The following is a 16,370-nucleotide window of genomic DNA, read 5'->3' as shown; positions in this document are numbered from 1 at the left end:
CTCTACTCCTTCAGCACGGACTCAATATACATTGACGGGTCCACCAACGTCGCCGCCGCCTGGGCGATATATGGACGAACAAACTCGGCCCCGACGCCGTATAAAACGGCCAAGGAAAGAAGCGCGACAATCGGCACATACAGCGGGACGACTCGTTTTTGCTCATACCCGCGCGCTTCTCCCCAACAAGATTGAATAAAAATTTTCATCACCGAATAAAGCACGAGCAAGCTGGATAATAACACAACCAGCGCGAACAGAAGCTGTCCTTTTTCAAACGCCGCCCGAATAATGAGCGCTTTTCCGATAAACCCGCTGAACGGAGGAATGCCGCCTAGCGCAAGAGCGGAAAGGAATACAGCCCAGCCAAGCAGCGGATACGAACCGAGCAGTCCGCTAAACCGCCCGAGTTGATTCGTTCCCGCAACATACGCAATCGCCCCGACAATGAAAAAGAGCGCCGTTTTCATGACCATGTCTTGCAGCAAGTAAAAGATCGTGCCTTCCATACTTTCTTCTGTCATTAACGAAATGCCAAACGCCATCACACCGATGGCCGCCACAATGTTATAAATGGCGATTTGCCTCATATCGCGGTAAGCCACGGCGCCAATGACGCCAAACACAACGGTCGCGATCGCCAACCACGCTAAAATCGTATGCGTATAGCCGACATCTTGACGGAAAATGAGCGAAAATGTGCGCAAAATCGAATACACGCCGACTTTTGTCAATAAGCCGCCAAACAACGCGAGCACCGCCGCCGGCGGAGCGGAATAAGCCCCCGGCATCCAAACATAAAATGGAAACAGCGCCCCCTTTAACCCAAAGACAATGAGAAAAAGCAAACAAATAACCGTCAACACGGCGGTGTTTTCCGCTCCAGAAATCCGTACGGCTAAGTGCGCCATATTCAATGTGCCGGTCACGGCGTACAAATAGCCGACAGCGATGACAAACAACGCTGATGAAAACACGTTGATCACCATATATTTCATCGTTTCCTGAAGCTGGATTTTCGTACCGCCATGAACGAGGAGCGCATACGATGACATGAGCATCACTTCATAAAACACGAATAAGTTAAAAATATCCCCTGTCGTAAACGCCCCGTTCACTCCAACAATGAGAAACTGAAAAAAAACATAGTAGTACATGGACGCCTGCTTCGCGTCAATCGTGAAAAAGGAATACAGCAGGCAAGCGAGCGCGATCACGCTCGTTGTCAACACCAACAGCGCTGAAAGCATGTCGGAGACGAGCGTAATCCCAAACGGCGCCGGCCAGTTTCCGACGTCGAGCTTTTGCATCCCTTCATGGTCGACAAGACGCACAAGCCAAGCGCCCGCAGCGATGAGCGCCCCTGCTGACACGAGGGAAATCATTTTTTGCGCTCTCAATGATTTCACGCAAAACATCAAGAGAACTGCTGTCGTCAATGGAATCGCAATCGGAAAAATTACGGCATTAGTCATGGTCTTCCTTTCCCCTCATCCGTTCAATGTTGTCCGTCCCGATCTCCTGATAAGAACGATACGCCAAAACGAGCAAAAACGCCGTGACCCCAAAACTAATGACAATCGCCGTCAAAATCAGCGCCTGCGGAACAGGGTCGACATAATGTTCCGCCTGCACGTCAAGCAGCGGCGGCGCTCCTTTTTTCAATCCTCCCATCGTCAATAAAAGCAAATGCGCTCCATGGCTTAGCAATCCCGTGCCGATAATGATCCGAAGCAAACTTTTGCTTAACATTAAGTACGTGGCGCCGGCAAACAAACAGCCGATGACAATAATCATGACGACTTCCATTTATTCTTCCTCTCCTATCGTTTCGATAATCGTCATGGTGACCCCGACAACGACCAAATACACTCCTAAGTCAAACAAGACGGCCGTATGGAGCGACACATCCCCAAGCAGCGGCAGCATGACATGGCCGTGGGCGTGCGTTAAAAACGGGACATCGAAGACTAAGCCGCCAAGACCTGTTCCTAAGGCAAACAACAGCCCGATGCCAATGAGCGTGCGATACGAAACCGGGATCATCGACCGGACGGTTTTGATGTCAAACGCCAGCAGCAGCAAAATAATGGCGCCGGTGGTAACGAGGCCGGCAATGAATCCGCCGCCTGGATAATAGTGGCCGGCAAAAAAAAGCCGAATCCCAAATAAAATGATCATAAACGTGACAACGGCCGTTACCGTGCGCAAAATGAGCTCATTCATATTTGCCGCTCTCCCCTTTCGGAGCTTTCAGCTTCACTAAAGCGTAAATGCCGAGCGCCGCGATCGCCAGCACACAAATTTCAAAAAGTGTATCAAATCCGCGGAAGTCGACTAAGATCACGTTGACAATATTTTTTCCAGCCGCTTTTTCATACGCGTTTTCAATATGGTATTGAGCAATCGAGGCAAAGTTTTTCTCACTGTACGCCAACAAGGCGATCACGCTGACCAACGCGCCGACGCCAAGCGAAATAAGAGCGTTCCCAAGCCGGAATCGAACGCCTTTCTCATGGTGGCTGAGCTTCGGCAAATGATAGAAGCAAAGCAAAAACAGCGAAACAGAAATCGTTTCAATGACAAGCTGGGTCAATGCCAAGTCAGGCGCCCGGAACAACACAAAGAAAAGGGAAACCGTATAGCCGACCGAACCTAACGCGATAATCGCAACAAGACGTGATTTGGCCGCCACAGTCGTCGCTGTTCCGATCAAGGCGACCAACGCCAATATCAGTTCATGGATGCCCACTTCCGCTAAATGGCTTAGCGAGAGCCTTCCATCTACTTTCAAAACAATCGTTGCGACAAGCAGCGCGATCATTACGGACAAAATATACAAGAAATACGTCCGAACATACCCGGTCATGTAACGGCTTGTCAGCGAATACGACTGCTCTTCCATCTGCCGCACGACCGTGTCATATAAGTGATTCAGTGAAAGCCGCTGCGAAAACGCGCCGTACACGCGCCTCCATGAATCAAACTTCCGATATAGCAACACGCCAAGGACAATCACTCCGATCGTCATCCACACTTCGGCCGTCCATCCGTGCCAATGACTAATGTGCACGGAAAGCCCTTCCCGACGGAACAAGCCGTTAACAACAGCATCCACCGCCGGAGCAATCACCGTGTTGGACAACACATTCGGAAACAGTCCAAAACCGATGACAAGGACGGCCAGCACCACCGGCGCCACAAGCATCCCCACCGGGGCTTCATGCGGCCGTTTCGGCCATTCCGAAGGCCTCGGAGCGCCAAGAAACGTTTTCCCAACAAAAAGAAGGCTGTACAAAAAGGTGAACACGCTGCCCACCCAAGCGAGCACCGGAAACAAGATCCCCCAGACATCAAGCGAAAACAAATGGGCGTTCGCCACCTGCACCATGGCCGCAAAAAACATTTCTTTGCTTAAAAATCCGTTAAACGGAGGCACACCTGCCATCGACAATGAACCGATGACCGCAACGGTAAACGTGACGGGCATAACGCTGAGCAGCCCGCCAAGACGCCGGATATCCCGCGTCCCGGTCTCATGATCGACAATGCCGGCAGCCATAAACAAGCTTCCTTTAAACGTCGCATGGTTGATTAAGTGAAACACTGCTGCCACCACGGCCGCCATATATAAACGACGATCGCCCGGATCGCCATGAAAAGCCAGCGCTCCAGCGCCAAGCAGCGACATAATCAACCCGAGCTGGCTCACCGTCGAATAGGCGAGCAATCCTTTCAAATCTGTTTGGCGAGCGGCATGAAACGATGCCCAACAAAGCGTCGCCATTCCAATGCCCATCACCAACCAAACCCATAGCGAAGAAACAGCAAAAATCGGAGTGAAGCGAGCCACTAAATAAATGCCGGCTTTCACCATGGTGGCCGAATGCAAATACGCGCTGACCGGCGTCGGCGCTTCCATCGCGTCCGGAAGCCAAATGTAAAACGGAAACTGCGCGGATTTGGTAAACGCGCCAAGCAAAATCAAGAGCATCGCCGGAAAAAATAACGGATGTTGCGGCCACGCATCCGCCATAGCCATCCAATCGCGAATGCTGTACGACCCTCCACTCATGACCGAAAGCAATAAAAATCCTCCAAGCAAAGACAACCCGCCAAGCACGGTGATGAGCATCGATTTTTGCGCCCCATACCGCGAGCGTTCACGCTCATTCCAGTAGCCAATCAATAAAAAGGATGAAAACGATGTCAATTCCCAAAATAGATAGAGCGCCATTGCGTTGTCCGAAAGAACGACGCCAAGCATCGCTCCCATAAACAAAAGCAAATACACGTAAAAGTGGCCGAGTTTTTCCTTTTCCTTTGGCAAATAGTAAGTCGAATACAGCACGACAAGAGAACCGATCCCTGTGATTAGCAACGAAAAGAGCAGCCCTAACCCATCCATATAGACTTGAAAATCCATTCCTAGAGACGGAATCCAAGGGATCGTTTGTCCGTAGGGGGTAAGAGGGAGATGTTGAATAAAATATAAAAACAATAAGACCGGTAGTGGGAGCACAAACCATCCGGTATGAATCGAACGCACATATTTATACAAAAACGGAACGAATAAAGCATAAATCAGTGGTGAGACAATTGCCAAGTTTAACATAAACCATCCTCCTTCCCTATTGTTTCCCCTCACATCGCCCCGCTTATCCTACTTCGTATTGTATCATAAACTCCCGCCTCTGTCGGCACAACGGTCTGCTGAAAATCAAGCCAGACTTTCGCCGCCTATCTGTATACGAAAAATTCCTAAAAAAGTTTCCCCTTACGCTGCCAATCGCCAATCGCATCGTTTCGATCGAGCAGGTGATTTAGTGAAACATGCTGCTGGTCCCAGCCGCTTTTTGCATTAAAAAGCATGGTGAATCCCGTTTTCTTTTTCGGTGAAATGCCGCTGATTGGGGCGCGGCAGCCTTTTTCACCGGTCTTCCATGGCACCGGCTTACAGCGCAACGAGTATAAATAAGTAGTAATCACGCAGGAAAGGAGGAGCAAGCCCATGGTTTATTTCCTGCCCCCTGCGGCATGGGCAAGGCCGTACCCGTCGGTCGACCCCGCCATCTTCTCCCAATCGGCCGCCACCGCCCAGACGCTCATGAACGATGCTGGAGTCATTTTAAAAAGGCTGGCCGAATCGCGCTCGTTTGCCGCCACGATCATGTCCGCCGCCCAAGAAGGAAAAACGGAGGAAGTGAAGCGCCTCATCCGCTCGCTCGGCATCCGCTCGCAAACTGAAGTGTATTTTAATCCCGACGGCATCCGCCTGACGCTGTCGCCGCCCGGCACATTCCCGTGCTGCCAGCTCGTTGTCGGCTTGCGCTGGAACGTGTTTCCGCCTTCACACCGATAGCCTTCGCCATCGCGGCGGCAGGCGAAACGGGGAAATGGTTGGCGAACCGCCGCTTTTCGCACTCATCACGTTGGCCGCCATTGGACGATGAGCGGCCACCCGTTCAAAGGCGCCGCGCCCGATGCGATAACACCGCTTCCGCCCGGGACGCTGGAAGCGGGCTGTCGTCGGCGTCTTGCCGCGCCAAAAACCGGTTTCACACAAAAACGATTCTTGCCCCGGCGTTCGTCAACGAAAAAAGACGGCGATCGTCCCATCCCCGTCCAATGTCTCGGCGAACTCGCCGGTCTCTTCCGTTTCCATGGCGCATTCGATTGCGTGCGCTGATAAATGATAGCCCCGACAAGGATCGAGGCCAACGAAGTCAACATCGTCAGCTTAACCGCCTTGTAGTCTAAAAAGCGCAACACTTGTTCTTCAAACATGTAGACGAAAAAGATCCCGTCCATCCGCACCCCTTCTTTTACGCATTGCCGTTTTCATCCGTCGGCTGCCGAGCCCCGATTTCCGCCGGGGTGCGCAAATCGTAGCCGTCGTCGTGTTTGCTTGTATGGATGATGTCTTCGTTCGCCCCCATTTTGCTCGCCCGCTTCAGTTCCTCATCCGGCACGAACCGATCCATTGACAAGACCTCCTTTCACGCTCCTCGCCGCGTTGTCCGCATGAAGCGCTCGAGGAGTCGTTTTTCTTATCATCCCCCCAAGCCGCTTTATCATCCGCCGAAAAAAAGAGGATTGACAGCCTAGCGGTTGTTCGGTACGATTTTGTTAACGGGCAAAAAAAGGGGGTTTACATATGGAAGGACGGACTTCACTTCGACCGATTGACATGACGCTCGCCGCCATGTTCGTCGCCTTGATGGCGATCGGGGCGAACATTACGTCGTGGGCGCCGTTTCTTGTCGTCGGCGGTGTTCCCATTACGCTGCAGACGTTTTTCTGCGTCTTGGCCGGAGCGGTGCTCGGGCGGCGGCTCGGTGCGGTGGCGATGATTGTGTACATGCTCGTCGGCCTCGCCGGCGTGCCGGTGTTTGCCAAATTCAACGGCGGACTGTCGATGATTTTCCAACCGACATTTGGCTTCATTCTTTCGTTTATCGTTGCCGCTTATGCGACCGGATGGGTCATCAACCGCGGCCCGCAGCCGGCGTCAAAAGCTCGTTTCGTCACCGCCGCACTCGTTGGCATGGTCATCAACTATGTCATCGGCACAAACTGGATGTACATGGCGTACAAACTATGGGCGGAAGCGCCGGAAGGGCTTTCGTACGGCATGGTGTGGGGCTGGATGCTTGCCCCGCTGCCAAAAGACATTTTGTTGTCGATCGTCGCCGGCTTGATCGCCCCAAGGATTTGCCGGGCGATCGGACGCTCCTCCGCCGCGGACCGTTCGGCGGCCTAAACACGAAAAGAGTCTGACCCAAAAGGGAAATTTTCCTTAAACAAAACACAACATAGGAAAAACAATAAGAAAGGGTGTCCCGATCTGTTGGGACACCCTCTTTCATTCGTTAGAAAAATAAACGGAGAACCTGGTACACAAACCCCGCAATCAACGCTGACACCGGCAAGGTGATGATCCATGTCAGCACAATGCGGCGAGCGACGCCCCATTTGACGCCTTTCACCCGTTGGGCGGCGCCGACCCCCATGATGGCCGAGGAAATGACGTGCGTCGTGCTGACTGGCAAGTGGAACATCGTCGCTGAAAGAATGACGAGTGCGGACGACAAATCAGCCGCCGCTCCGTTGATCGGACGAATTTTCATAATTTTTCCGCCGACCGTTTTAATGATCTTCCACCCACCAACAGCCGTTCCCAATCCCATGGCCAAGGCGGCAGAAATGCGCACCCATTCAGGAATGTCGGTCGTCGCGTGGTATCCGCCGGCGATTAACGCCATCGTGATGATCCCCATCGCTTTTTGAGCGTCGTTTGTTCCGTGCGTATACGCCTGAAACGCCGCGGTCACAATTTGAAACATCCGAAAGCCCCTCGTCGTGCTGTATAAGTTGGCGTTTTTAAAGATAAAACGAAAAATGCTCATAATGATAAAGCCGACCCCTAACGCCAAAAACGGGGAAAGAATCAGCGATTGTAAAATTTTCAAAAACCCGCCGTAATTCAAAATCCCAACCCCAGCCGCGGAAATCGCCGCTCCGGCGACCGAACCGATGATCGCGTGCGAAGAGCTGCTCGGGATGCCGTAATACCACGTGATCAAATTCCAGGCAATGGCTGATGTCAACGCTGCTAAAATAATGAGTGGTCCATTTTCTAGCGCAAACGGGTCGACAATGTCTTTCGTAATCGTTTTTGCGACGCCGGTAAAGGTGAGCGCGCCGATAAAGTTCATCGTCGCAGCCAAAATAATGGCTTGACGCGGCGTGAGCGCCCTTGTCGACACCGATGTGGCAATGGCGTTGGCCGTATCGTGAAAGCCGTTGATAAAGTCAAACGCCAATGCGAAAATGACGATGCAGATCGTTAAAATCAGGATCGTATCCATAAACACAGCGTCCCCTTTTTATGCGTTGCGCATGATAATCGTCTCTAACGTATTGGCGACATCTTCACAACTGTCGGCAATCTCTTCCAACATTTCGTAAAGCTCTTTGTATTGAATGATTTTAATCGGGTCTTTTTGCGTCACAAACAAGTTTTTGATCGACGCGCGCAAAATTTCGTCGCACTTCGTTTCATAGTCCTTGATTTTAATGGCATGTTGGCGCATATCGAGCAATTTTTTGTTCGCAAGCAGTTCGAGGGCGTGAACAATTTCAATCGTGCTTTGATAAATATAGTCAAAAAACTTCACCATATGTTCATCGATGTCCGTGAACGAAAACATTTCAAACCGCGCTGAACATTGCTCAAATCCGTCAAGCACATCGTCCATTTTCATCGCCAACTGGTGGATGTCTTCCCGCTCGATCGGCGTAATGAACGTTTTGTTCAATTGGACGACCAGTTCATGGATGAATGAATCGCCCTTTCGTTCGTACTCTTTCATGACGCGGGCAAATTCTTTCAAGTCGCTTACGCTTTGAATTTTATACTCGACAAAATATTGCGCCGCTTCCTTCACATTTTCCGAAATCGTAAACAACATGTCGAAGAAAACGTCTTTTTTCGGTGAAAAAATCATATCAGACACCCTCCATTTGCGAAATCAAAATCACCGCTACTTATTGTAACAATTTACACATCATTTACCATAAGACAACAAAAAAACTTTACATGAAATTTACACTACATTTACATTCTGTTCGCTTTTCCTGCTATGTACTATAGTAGCGTGCCAAAGCGTGCCAAACAAAAGCCGAAGCTATGCACGTCCGCTTCGGCTCGTTCGCTGCCGGCATACCCCGCCCTCACACTGGGCGCCTCTGCGCCAAGGCAGCGCCTGTCGATCAGCCTGCCGGCGTTCGTTTTATTCAAACCGCTCGACAAACGCGGTGAGCGTGCGCACCATCACGCCTGTCGCCCCAGCCGGACCGAGGTCGCGTCTTTCTTTGTGGCGGCCGTGCCGGCGATATCCAAATGCACCCACGGCGTATCTTCCGCAAATTCGCCGATGAACGCCCCGCCCATAATGGCGTGTCCTTCCCGCCCCGGAGCCGACAAACAAGCTCGCTTCAATTTCCGCCGCTTCGGCCGCCGTGTAGACGATGAGCGATTCGAGCTGGTAGTCCGGTTCTGACTTTTTCTGCTTATACCCAGGGAATTCATACGTCGCCAAATGATAGGCTTCCGCCAAGGCGTGCGCCGCTTCGTTTCCATCGACGGCCTCGGTCGTAAACGTGTCCAGCGCGACCGCCGCTTTCGTCCGCTTCGCCTGCTTCAACGTGCGAAACAGCTTGCCGAACACCTCGCGCAGCCGCTCAAACGTCAACTCTTCTTTTTTTCCGAGACCGACGAAATACAGCCGCTTCGCCCCCATCGGCAAAAATGGATAAACGGTGGCGATGCGCCCCCGCTTCGCGGAAATATCGCCTTCTTTCTGCAGTTCCGACAGCCGTCCGCCAAGACGGGCATCGTATTCGCCGGCAAGGCCGCTCGATGAATTCGCCCCTTCAAACAAACCGATGACAAGCGCTTCATCCCGTTCCTCTGCCGACGGCAAAGGTTTTACCGTAAACATCGTCTCATCCCTTTCCATGTTGATTCATTCCCACCTTCATTATAGCGAAGCAAAGCGATTCTTTCGACTATCTAACTTTTCTCTCCTTGCGTTCATGCAAAAAAATCAGCTGAAACGGACAGGAAATCACGCAGGGCAAGGCGAATCCGTAATCATCACGACGATTTAGAAAGGACCGACGCTGATGAGAATCGTTTCCCTTTGTCCAAGCAACACCGAACTGCTCGCCTATCTCGGCCGCCTTGACGATGTCGCCGCCGTCGATGATTCGTCCGACTGGCCGCCGGAAGTGAAGCAGCTGCCGAAAGTCGGGCCGGATCTGCGCATTGATATGGATCAAGTCGAGGCGCTCAAACCGGATCTCGTCGTCGCATCCCTAAGCGTGCCCGGCATGGAGCGCAACGTCGAGGAGCTCAAACGGCGCGGGCTCCCGCATCTCGTGCTGGCGCCGAATTCGCTCGATGACATTGCCAACGACCTTCTTCGGCTTGGCGAGGCGCTTGGCGAAACGAAAAAAGCGGTCGAACTCGTCCGCCGCTATCATGACGTGCTTGATTGGCATCGCGAGCGGGCCGCATCGGCTGAACCGTCCCGCCTTTATTGGGAATGGTGGCCGCGGCCGATCTTCACACCGGGCGGCGCCAACTGGCTGAGCGAACTAAGTGAGCTCGCCGGCGGGCGCAACATTTTCTCCGACATCCCGCAAGCGAGCGTTCAAACGGAATGGGACGACGTTCTCGCCCGCAATCCGTCGCACATCTTGCTCGTTTGGGTCGGCGTGCAGACAAAAAAAATGAGCCCGAAAGCCGTCACGGCGCGCCCGAATGCCCAACAGGCCGAGGCGGTCCGCACTGGGAACATCCATATTTTGGAAGAATCGCTCTATTGCCGTCCGTCTCCGCGCCTCTTGGTCGGATTAAAAAAATTGGCGCCGCTTTTGCATCCGGCGCTGTTTCCTCCCGCTGACGACAGCGATCCGCTCCTTGGCGGCTGACGGGCGGGAGCCCTCCTTTAACTTTTCGATTCCAAATATTGCTGCCGGAACACTTGCATCGTTTCATCTTCGTTCAGCCGCTTCAACTCTTCTTCTGACAGCTTGCCGTCCCCTTTTTGGATAATGTAAACTTGCACTTTCCTTTTTCCCCAATATTTATAGACATCTTCTACGGTTTCGTAATATAAATCAAGACGATGGCCTTTGATCGCCCCGCCTTTGTCGGCGACGACGCCGAACCCGTATCCGGGGATGAACAAAATCGTGCCGATCGGAAAGATCGATAAATCGGCAGCAATCGTCGAATAAAGGTCGCGCTTGACGCGGACGCCGGAGTACGTGATGCCATACTCAGGGTGATCGGGCGTTTTCCCGGTCGATTCAATGCCGGCTGTATAGCCGGTGGCGACCACTTCAACGGATGGATATTTTGACCAGTCAAAATGATCCTCAAGCCGCAAAACGGAGCGGCCCCCGTTTTTCGCGAGCTCTTTCATTCCCCAGACGGGCTGATGATCCATCGATAAAGCGCTCGGAAAGGGATGGAGAACCGTCTTCGCGTCAACCCCGGAAACGGACTCGAATGTCGCCAAGAGCGCCGCCAAAAACAGCAGCGTCATCGCGGTTCGGCGCACGAACTGCCTAAACCCATTCAATGCTCTCAACTCCTCTCACACCTCTATTTATCTCCATCCAAAATCGAAATATTCATTGCGAATGAGACAAAAAACGAAAAAACCGTCCATGAACAGCCTCATTGTGAAACCCGAGCGCAAAGCTTGTGCGTTTTAACCGACGTTGTGATCCGCTCGGGCGCTCATCAGCGCTGTTCACAAAAAAAAACGCCCCTGCCCAAGGCAGAGACGCTTTAAAACATTTGATACCCTTTCGCCCGCAGCGTGCGGATCGCCCATCCGGCGCAAAGAGCGCCGGCAAATCCGCTTGACAAAATCAACAGATCCGCCGCCGCCAGCGAAGCGATTTTCCGGCCGAGCGCGGCGAACGCCTCGGACGGCGCGGTGAAATAGCGCGTCAACGGCACATCATCAATAATGAAAACCGCAATCAACGGAAAGCAGACCGCCAAAATCCACGTCATGCGCAAAATCATGTTCAACAAAAAACCAATGCCAAAAAACAAAACGAAAAACAATACCATCGAAATCAAAACAACCGGCAAACTCATTTGCATCCGCCCTTCACCTCCCGTACACCCGTTTTCAGTGTACTGGATCGGGCGGATGACCGTCAATGTTCGTTCTCTTCTTCATGATCGCCTGATTGTTTCCAAACGATGTTTCATGTCTTCAGACGAACGTCAATGATCGTCATCCTCTTCGTGATCGCTTCCCGTTCCTTGGCAACTGTAGCACGTTTCCGATCCGCCCAAAAGCAGCTGAACGTATCCATGCCCCTCGCAGTACGGGCAGTCGTTCATTGTCAATGTTTTTGTCATCGATGTTCCCCTCCGTTTCTTTTTTTGTTAATATATCAAAATTTTCTGTAAAAACAAACAGCGATTCTCCCCCATTTTCGTTCGTGTAAGCGGATACATCTTTCGATCGCTTTTATTTTATTGACTATTCTTTCAATTTTGATGATTCAAAGTAAAGGCGGTATTTCGTGTAGCCGAACGGATCGCCGGGATTGAGTCCGTCATGCAGCGAAAGGGAATCAAGCGGCTCGAGCGCCAACAAATAGCGAAGCAAGCCTGATGTGTTCGGATCATTCTGAAGCGCCGTTTTGCTTAAAAACGCGGCGGCATACAGCTCATCCGTCTGCACGACGATGTCGCGCGAGAGCGGGCGCAACAGAAAAATCGCCATATTGTCGCTGATCTCCCCAGCGATGACGCCGGTGCGCAAGCCAAGAAGCGCGACCGGTTCGGCGTCGATCCCCGTTTCTTCCTTCACTTCCCGAACCGCCGCCTCATCGAGCATTTCCCCCGGCTGGACGAACCCGGCCGGCAGCGACCATTTGCCTTTTAGCCCGCTGTATTTTTTCTTGACAACGAGCCATTCCCCATTCTCGTTTATGACCAGTCCGGCCGCCGCAATCCAAACGTTTCCTCGTTTGTTGTCCATCGTCCTCATCCTTTTCTCCCTATCGTTATGCACCGTTTGTATTTCGACAATCGAGCGGCGGATCCCTGTTTCGTTGCCATACAAAAAGCTCCCGCCATCACGGGAGCTTTTTGAATCGATTAGAAAAATTTAAATTTGCCTTTTTTCATCACAAGCGACGAACCGCCGATCAAATACAGGGCGCGGTTGTCAATCACTTTTTTCATGAAGCTCGCTTTGGCGCCCCACAGCTTTTTGCCGAACACGACGCCGATGGCATCATCATGGCCGAGCGAGCAAACCGTCCCTTTAATATCCGGCTTAAACGGCTCCAGCTCCCCTTGTCCACGGATGAGCACCGCCAAGTTTTTCGCGCACAGCTGGCCTTCTTGCATGGCGATTTGCGCCGTCGGCGGATACGGGCGGTTCGTTTCTTCATCAATCACGAGCGAACAGTCGCCGACGACGAAAATGTCTTCGTGCCCCGGGACACGCAAGTACGGGTCCACTTTAATGCGCGCCCGCGCCGCTTCAAACCCAGATTCCTCGATGACGCGGCTGCCGCGCACGCCGGCCGCCCAAATGACCGTGCCGGCTTTAATTTCCTCGACATCATCACCTTTAGCGACAATGATGCCATCCGGCGTGCATTCCTTAATCGCCGTGCCGATTCGAAACTCGACTCCTTTGCGCTCAAGCTGGCTGACCGCGTACTCGACGAGCTCCGGATCGAAGCCCGGCAACGCCGTTGGCGCCGCCTCCACGCAAATAATGCGCACTTTGTGCGGGTCGATGTCATACTCGCGGCACAGCTCCGGCATCCGGTTGGCGAGCTCGCCTAAAAATTCAATGCCGGTAAATCCCGCCCCGCCGACGACGATTGTCAATCGCTCCTCTTTCTTTTCCTCTTCTGCGTTGTACGTCGCAAACTGGTACTCGATATGTTCGCGGATTTGCCGCGCGGCGGCGACATTGGCGATCGAAAATGCGTATTCCTTCAACCCTTTGATGCCGAACGTTTCTGATTCAAACCCAAGGGCAATGACGAGATAATCGTACGTCAGCTCGCCGTTTTCAAGCAGCACTTTCTTTTCGTTTGGAATGATTTTCGTCACCGTATCTTGGATGAATTTCACTTTGTTCCGGTCGATGACATCGCTGATCGGATAGCGAACGCGGTCATGATGCAGCGTCCCAGCCGATGCCTCATGAAGCCATGTCGTCTCATAATGGTAATCGTGCTTGTTTACGAGCGTAATGTTCGCTTCGTTCACGCCGATGAGCTTTTGCAGGCGAACGGTCGTCATCAACCCGCCATAGCCAGCGCCTAAAATGACAACGTTTGGTTTTCTCACCTGGATCACTTCCACCTTTTTCATTTTTTCTCATTCATTTGTTATAGCATTTGCGGCCGCCCCCGTTTTTATTGAGCGAAGTTTGTGAAATAATTCACGTTAACCGCTAAAAAAATGTCGAGGAACTGTCACAAAAAATTAACAATCTCTCCACAAAACATATTAGTCCTTTTTCTTTCCCTTTTCAAGTTTTTTTTTTCTGTTCGTCCAACAAAAAAGATCGTTATAACCACGCCCATTTATGGTAAGATAAACTTGTAATGCCATGACTTCGCGCAGGGAGGGATGTCGGTGAAAGAAGATCGCAACGTCTACGATGTCACCATTATCGGCGGCGGGCCGACCGGGATGTTTGCCGCGTTTTACGGCGGCTTGCGGCAAATGAAAGTCAAAATTATCGAAAGCCTTCCGCAGCTTGGAGGGCAGCTGGCCGCGTTATATCCGGAAAAATACATATATGATGTCGCCGGATTTCCGAAAGTGCGCGCCCAAGAGCTTGTCAACCAGCTGAAAGAGCAGATGGACCTATTTTCGCCGACCGTCTGCCTGAACGAGTCGGTCGACACGCTCGAAAAGCAGGAGGACGGAACGTTTAAACTCGTCACCAATCAACAAATCCATTATTCGAAAACGGTCATCATCACCGCCGGAAACGGCGCCTTTCAGCCGCGTCGGCTCGAAATCGAAAGCGCTTCCCGCTATGAAGGAAAAAACTTACATTACTTCATCAACGACTTGGGGCAGTTTTCCGGAAAGCGCGTGCTCGTCTGCGGCGGCGGCGACTCGGCTGTTGACTGGTCGCTCATGCTCGAACCGATCGCCCAAAGCGTCACGATTGTGCATCGCCGCGACAAATTCCGCGCCCATGAACATAGCGTCGAGCAACTCAAGAAGTCCAGCGTGCAAGTGAAAACGCCGTTTGTGCCCGTTGAACTCGTCGGCGATGAACACGCCATCCGCCAAGTCATCCTCGAGCATGTGAAAGAAGGAACGAAAGAAACGATCGATGTCGACGCCGTCATTGTCAACTACGGCTTTATTTCTTCGCTTGGCCCCATCAAAAACTGGGGGCTTGACATCGAAAAAAATGCGATCAAAGTCAACTCGCGGATGGAAACGAACATCCCCGGCGTGTATGCGGCGGGCGACATTTGCACGTACGACGGGAAAATCAAGCTGATCGCCTGCGGCTTTGGCGAAGCGCCGATCGCCATCAGCAGCGCCAAAACGTACATCGACCCGACGGCGCGGATGCAGCCGGCGCACTCGACATCGCTGTTTTAATGGCGCTCCGTCGGGAAAACAAGCGGAAGCGAAGGGGCGCTCGGCATTTCGCCTTAACGCCGCATCCCGACTGATTGGAGCCATTCATATAGCCCGCCCCGTCCACACCCGTTTTTCAAGCAAAAGGCGCCCCTCTTTGTTGGGGGCGCCATACTCATGCCTCATCCCTCTCGCTCCAGCGAAACCGACTCGCCATCAGTATTCCCAGCCTTGTTTTTCGTCCATTCCTCCCGCTCTCTCTCGAGTAGCTTCACCTGCCGGCGCAGGCTGAACAAACGCACCCATCCGAGCATGCCGACGACAAGGCCGCCAAGGACGGCCGAACCTAAAATGACGATAATGAGCGGCAAGCGGGTTTCGCCGACTAAATAATGGATCGTCACCTGCTCGACATTCGCCACCGCCAGCAGCGCCACAATGAGCGCCAAGACAAGCGCCAAGATGACATTGATTTGTCCTTTCATCGTTTCTCCTCCTTTGGCGCTCCCGAAAAGGCCGATGTTGGAGTGCGGCCGTTTTCCCCAATTTCGTGAGGGAAAGACCACCCTTCCAACATTTCGCCAGTCGGTACACGCCCGCGTTTTCAACCGGCCGTGCGGCGAAAACCGGCCTTCTCAAGAGCCCGACGTCACGGCAAGGCAGGCCGTTTTCCTCTGCCAGGCAGATGGACGTCATCCCGCCTGCTTAGCATTGCTCCGGCGTGCCGGCATTGGTCGCTGTGCGGAACGAGGAGCCGCAGCCGCATGTCGCAATGGCGTTCGGATTGTTGATCGTAAACCCGCCGCCAAGCAGCGACTGTTTATAGTCGATGACCGTTCCGCGCAAAATCGGCGCGCTGTCGCGGTCCACCAAAATTTTGATGCCGTGCTGCTCAAATTCGATGTCATCCTCACGCCGCTCATGGTCAAAGCCCATGCCGTACGACAACCCGCTGCAGCCGCCGCCATGGACGCCGACGCGCAAGTACGCGCCCTCTTCTTCCTGCTCTTTCATCATATCTTTGATTTGAAACGCTGCCGCTTCTGTCAGCGTAATAACTGCCTCTGCCATCCATGATCCCTCCTTTAACGGTTGACACTGGCCAAACAGCTTGGCCGTTTTTCGACAGGTTCGCCCGCTTTCACCCGACGGCTCAGATGGGGCGAATCCCTTGAATGATTCCGATCTT

20 protein-coding genes and 1 pseudogene are annotated in these 16,370 nt (G+C 52.5%); 4 read left to right on the top strand and 17 right to left on the bottom strand.

Going from position 1 to position 16,370, the window contains the following annotated elements:
* Nucleotides 1-2 precede the first annotated feature (2 nt).
* From CD000_RS00425 to CD000_RS00405, 5 genes are all read right to left on the bottom strand, one after another.
* On the bottom strand, nt 3-1,475 hold the full coding sequence (locus CD000_RS00425) for a Na+/H+ antiporter subunit D (RefSeq protein ID WP_096224643.1): 1,473 nt from the start codon (nt 1,473-1,475) through the stop codon (nt 3-5).
* Nucleotides 1,468-1,809 carry a Na(+)/H(+) antiporter subunit C gene (locus CD000_RS00420; protein ID WP_033010707.1) on the bottom strand — a complete coding sequence of 114 codons (342 nt, stop codon included), beginning with the start codon at nt 1,807-1,809 and terminating at the stop codon, nt 1,468-1,470. Before CD000_RS00420 ends, CD000_RS00425 begins: the two co-directional genes overlap by 8 nt.
* Nucleotides 1,810-2,226, bottom strand: coding sequence for a Na(+)/H(+) antiporter subunit B (locus CD000_RS00415; protein ID WP_096224642.1), 417 nt, complete (start codon nt 2,224-2,226; stop codon nt 1,810-1,812).
* Entirely contained in the window at nt 2,219-4,615 is a 2,397-nt protein-coding gene (locus tag CD000_RS00410) for a Na+/H+ antiporter subunit A (protein ID WP_096224641.1), read from the bottom strand. The genes CD000_RS00415 and CD000_RS00410 overlap by 8 nt, the downstream gene beginning before the upstream one ends.
* Before the next feature lie 146 nt (nt 4,616-4,761).
* On the bottom strand, nt 4,762-5,013 hold the full coding sequence (locus CD000_RS00405) for a hypothetical protein (protein ID WP_096224640.1): 252 nt from the start codon (nt 5,011-5,013) through the stop codon (nt 4,762-4,764).
* On the opposite strand from CD000_RS00405, the gene CD000_RS00400 reads away from it, so the two are divergent.
* A complete protein-coding gene (locus CD000_RS00400; protein WP_096224639.1) occupies nt 5,012-5,362 on the top strand; it encodes a YuzC family spore coat inner layer protein in 351 nt (116 codons plus the stop codon). The genes CD000_RS00405 and CD000_RS00400 overlap by 2 nt on opposite strands.
* Here CD000_RS00400 and CD000_RS18365 read toward each other — a convergent pair.
* Together CD000_RS18365 and CD000_RS18615 are read right to left on the bottom strand one after the other, a co-directional pair.
* Complete coding sequence (locus tag CD000_RS18365) at nt 5,351-5,566, bottom strand: hypothetical protein (RefSeq protein ID WP_158225527.1); 216 nt, start codon at nt 5,564-5,566, stop codon at nt 5,351-5,353. The two genes, CD000_RS00400 and CD000_RS18365, sit on opposite strands and share 12 nt — an antisense overlap.
* Before the next feature lie 259 nt (nt 5,567-5,825).
* Nucleotides 5,826-5,984 (bottom strand): hypothetical protein, encoded by a 159-nt coding sequence (locus CD000_RS18615; protein WP_011232413.1) that lies wholly within the window; start codon nt 5,982-5,984, stop codon nt 5,826-5,828.
* Between the two features lie 173 nt (nt 5,985-6,157).
* Here CD000_RS18615 and CD000_RS00390 point away from each other — a divergent pair, with 173 nt between their 5' ends.
* Complete coding sequence (locus CD000_RS00390) at nt 6,158-6,763, top strand: biotin transporter BioY (RefSeq protein WP_011232414.1); 606 nt, start codon at nt 6,158-6,160, stop codon at nt 6,761-6,763.
* A 109-nt stretch (nt 6,764-6,872) separates the two neighbouring features.
* On the opposite strand, the gene CD000_RS00385 is transcribed toward CD000_RS00390, so the two are convergent.
* The 3 genes and pseudogenes from CD000_RS00385 to CD000_RS19505 all read right to left on the bottom strand — a co-directional run bounded on the left by CD000_RS00385 (nt 6,873) and on the right by CD000_RS19505 (nt 9,506).
* A complete protein-coding gene (locus CD000_RS00385) occupies nt 6,873-7,871 on the bottom strand; it encodes an inorganic phosphate transporter (RefSeq protein WP_011232415.1) in 999 nt (332 codons plus the stop codon).
* 18 nt (nt 7,872-7,889) lie between these two features.
* On the bottom strand, nt 7,890-8,510 hold the full coding sequence (locus tag CD000_RS00380; protein ID WP_011232416.1) for a DUF47 domain-containing protein: 621 nt from the start codon (nt 8,508-8,510) through the stop codon (nt 7,890-7,892).
* 285 nt (nt 8,511-8,795) lie between these two features.
* Nucleotides 8,796-9,506, bottom strand: a pseudogene (locus CD000_RS19505) (M17 family peptidase N-terminal domain-containing protein).
* Between the two features lie 184 nt (nt 9,507-9,690).
* Here CD000_RS19505 and CD000_RS00370 point away from each other — a divergent pair.
* A complete protein-coding gene (locus tag CD000_RS00370) occupies nt 9,691-10,500 on the top strand; it encodes a cobalamin-binding protein (RefSeq protein WP_096224637.1) in 810 nt (269 codons plus the stop codon).
* A 17-nt stretch (nt 10,501-10,517) separates the two neighbouring features.
* Here the strand turns inward: CD000_RS00370 and CD000_RS00365 are convergent, their stop codons facing one another.
* From CD000_RS00365 to CD000_RS00350, 5 genes are all read right to left on the bottom strand, one after another.
* On the bottom strand, nt 10,518-11,156 hold the full coding sequence (locus CD000_RS00365) for a 3D domain-containing protein (protein ID WP_096224636.1): 639 nt from the start codon (nt 11,154-11,156) through the stop codon (nt 10,518-10,520).
* A 212-nt stretch (nt 11,157-11,368) separates the two neighbouring features.
* The gene (locus tag CD000_RS00360) at nt 11,369-11,692 is read right to left on the bottom strand and encodes a YuiB family protein (RefSeq protein WP_013144344.1); all 324 of its coding nucleotides are present in this window, start codon (nt 11,690-11,692) and stop codon (nt 11,369-11,371) included.
* 126 nt (nt 11,693-11,818) lie between these two features.
* Nucleotides 11,819-11,956, bottom strand: a complete 138-nt coding sequence (locus tag CD000_RS18360) for a YuiA family protein (protein WP_011232421.1) — start codon at nt 11,954-11,956, stop codon at nt 11,819-11,821.
* Nucleotides 11,957-12,080: 124 nt separating this feature from the next.
* Entirely contained in the window at nt 12,081-12,584 is a 504-nt protein-coding gene (locus CD000_RS00355; RefSeq protein WP_011232422.1) for an NUDIX domain-containing protein, read from the bottom strand.
* Nucleotides 12,585-12,703: 119 nt separating this feature from the next.
* A complete protein-coding gene (locus tag CD000_RS00350; RefSeq protein ID WP_096226205.1) occupies nt 12,704-13,927 on the bottom strand; it encodes an NAD(P)/FAD-dependent oxidoreductase in 1,224 nt (407 codons plus the stop codon).
* A gap of 276 nt (nt 13,928-14,203) precedes the next feature.
* Between CD000_RS00350 and CD000_RS00345 the strand changes: the two genes are divergently transcribed.
* Entirely contained in the window at nt 14,204-15,202 is a 999-nt protein-coding gene (locus tag CD000_RS00345; protein ID WP_011232424.1) for an NAD(P)/FAD-dependent oxidoreductase, read from the top strand.
* Between the two features lie 161 nt (nt 15,203-15,363).
* On the opposite strand, the gene CD000_RS00340 is transcribed toward CD000_RS00345, so the two are convergent.
* Nucleotides 15,364-15,666, bottom strand: a complete 303-nt coding sequence (locus CD000_RS00340) for a LapA family protein (RefSeq protein ID WP_011232425.1) — start codon at nt 15,664-15,666, stop codon at nt 15,364-15,366.
* A gap of 220 nt (nt 15,667-15,886) precedes the next feature.
* Nucleotides 15,887-16,252 (bottom strand): HesB/IscA family protein, encoded by a 366-nt coding sequence (locus CD000_RS00335; protein ID WP_011232426.1) that lies wholly within the window; start codon nt 16,250-16,252, stop codon nt 15,887-15,889.
* Nucleotides 16,253-16,370: the final 118 nt, after the last annotated feature.

It is taken from the genome of Geobacillus sp. FJAT-46040, from assembly GCF_002335725.1.
Classification (GTDB): domain Bacteria; phylum Bacillota; class Bacilli; order Bacillales; family Anoxybacillaceae; genus Geobacillus; species Geobacillus thermoleovorans.
Note: the sequence above shows the minus strand (reverse complement) of the source record. Positions and strands in the feature narration are given on the sequence as shown.

Excerpts from the sequence above, each read along its gene's own strand:
- CD000_RS00425 (WP_096224643.1), bottom strand. The coding sequence starts at position 1,475 with ATGACTAATGCCGTAATTTTTCCGATTGCGATTCCATTGACGACAGCA.
- CD000_RS00420 (WP_033010707.1), bottom strand. The coding sequence starts at position 1,809 with ATGGAAGTCGTCATGATTATTGTCATCGGCTGTTTGTTTGCCGGCGCC.
- CD000_RS00415 (WP_096224642.1), bottom strand. The coding sequence starts at position 2,226 with ATGAATGAGCTCATTTTGCGCACGGTAACGGCCGTTGTCACGTTTATG.
- CD000_RS00410 (WP_096224641.1), bottom strand. The coding sequence starts at position 4,615 with ATGTTAAACTTGGCAATTGTCTCACCACTGATTTATGCTTTATTCGTT.
- CD000_RS00400 (WP_096224639.1), top strand. The coding sequence starts at position 5,012 with ATGGTTTATTTCCTGCCCCCTGCGGCATGGGCAAGGCCGTACCCGTCG.
- CD000_RS00405 (WP_096224640.1), bottom strand. The coding sequence starts at position 5,013 with ATGGGCTTGCTCCTCCTTTCCTGCGTGATTACTACTTATTTATACTCG.
- CD000_RS18615 (WP_011232413.1), bottom strand. The coding sequence starts at position 5,984 with ATGGATCGGTTCGTGCCGGATGAGGAACTGAAGCGGGCGAGCAAAATG.
- CD000_RS00390 (WP_011232414.1), top strand. The coding sequence starts at position 6,158 with ATGGAAGGACGGACTTCACTTCGACCGATTGACATGACGCTCGCCGCC.
- CD000_RS00385 (WP_011232415.1), bottom strand. The coding sequence starts at position 7,871 with ATGGATACGATCCTGATTTTAACGATCTGCATCGTCATTTTCGCATTG.
- CD000_RS00380 (WP_011232416.1), bottom strand. The coding sequence starts at position 8,510 with ATGATTTTTTCACCGAAAAAAGACGTTTTCTTCGACATGTTGTTTACG.
- CD000_RS00370 (WP_096224637.1), top strand. The coding sequence starts at position 9,691 with ATGAGAATCGTTTCCCTTTGTCCAAGCAACACCGAACTGCTCGCCTAT.
- CD000_RS00360 (WP_013144344.1), bottom strand. The coding sequence starts at position 11,692 with ATGCAAATGAGTTTGCCGGTTGTTTTGATTTCGATGGTATTGTTTTTC.
- CD000_RS18360 (WP_011232421.1), bottom strand. The coding sequence starts at position 11,956 with ATGACAAAAACATTGACAATGAACGACTGCCCGTACTGCGAGGGGCAT.
- CD000_RS00355 (WP_011232422.1), bottom strand. The coding sequence starts at position 12,584 with ATGGACAACAAACGAGGAAACGTTTGGATTGCGGCGGCCGGACTGGTC.
- CD000_RS00345 (WP_011232424.1), top strand. The coding sequence starts at position 14,204 with ATGTCGGTGAAAGAAGATCGCAACGTCTACGATGTCACCATTATCGGC.
- CD000_RS00340 (WP_011232425.1), bottom strand. The coding sequence starts at position 15,666 with ATGAAAGGACAAATCAATGTCATCTTGGCGCTTGTCTTGGCGCTCATT.
- CD000_RS00335 (WP_011232426.1), bottom strand. The coding sequence starts at position 16,252 with ATGGCAGAGGCAGTTATTACGCTGACAGAAGCGGCAGCGTTTCAAATC.